The organism is Synechococcus sp. BA-120 BA3, assembly GCF_034931285.1.
GTDB lineage: Bacteria > Cyanobacteriota > Cyanobacteriia > PCC-6307 > Cyanobiaceae > Cyanobium.
Window position 1 is genome coordinate 1 of record NZ_JAYGHZ010000204.1, and the last position, 948, is coordinate 948.

General features: G+C 74.5%; 1 pseudogene. It reads right to left on the minus strand.

The features are described 5' to 3' along the window. Window positions 1-948: pseudogene (locus VB737_RS07290) on the minus strand (serine/threonine protein kinase); the annotation flags it as partial.

Below are 948 nucleotides of genomic sequence, written 5' to 3' on the forward strand. Positions count from 1 at the left end.
GATCAGGGCCGGGGCGACGCCGTCGTTGGTGAGCAGCAGCTGCACCGGCGAGCTCTTCTGGGAATCGAGGCTGACCACCCGCAGCGGCCCCCTCGGCTCCAGCAAGGTGCCCTCGGCCGAATAGACGCTCATCTGCAGCAGCGGCGAACCGCTGACGCCGAGGGCGAGGCCGTGGCCGGCCGGCAGGCGGATCGGGAACAGCCGCGCCCCGCTGGCGGGCACCTCGGCCGACAGCACCTGGGCGGTGCCGGAGGGGGCCTCGATCGGCTCGATCCGCAGGTTCTCCAGCATCAGCTCGGCGGCGGCGTACCAGATCTGGCGGAAGGGTTCCGGCGGAATCGCCTGGGAGGCGCGGCTCGGCAGCAGGTTCTGGACGCTGGCCGACACCAGCTCCCGCAGCACCGCCGGGCTCAGCCCCTGGCGCACGAAGCCGCCCTGGCGCTGCTCCCAGTCGCTGGCGCTGAAGTTGCCCAGCCGGCGCCGCAGGGGCAGGGGCAGCTGCTCCACCCGGGCCAGCCATTCCTCGGCCAGTTCGTTCCACACCCGCCGCAGCGGGGCGTCCTCCAGGCTGTCGGAGGGCAGGCGGCCGTTGCGCTCGGGGTACTGGGCCAGCAGGGCCGCATCCACCAGGCTCAGGAACCAGGCCCGGTCCACCTGCATGGCCCGCAGGCGGTTGAGCAACTGCTGGCGCTGATCCACCTCCGAGGGGGGCAGGCTGCTGGGCAGCTCGCTCTGGCCGCCGGGGGCCGGGGCGGCCACCTTGCCGCGGCTCAGCCACCACCAGCCCACCGCCGTCCCGACGACGGCCGAGAGCACCAGGGCGATCAGCACCGGCCAGAAGCCCCCTTCCGCCTCCTCCTCCCGTTCCTCATGGCGGCGCCGCACGCTGTCAGTGACGGCCGCGGCGGCCGGCGGTGGTGGCGGGCTGGCGGCCGTGCGCAGCGGCAG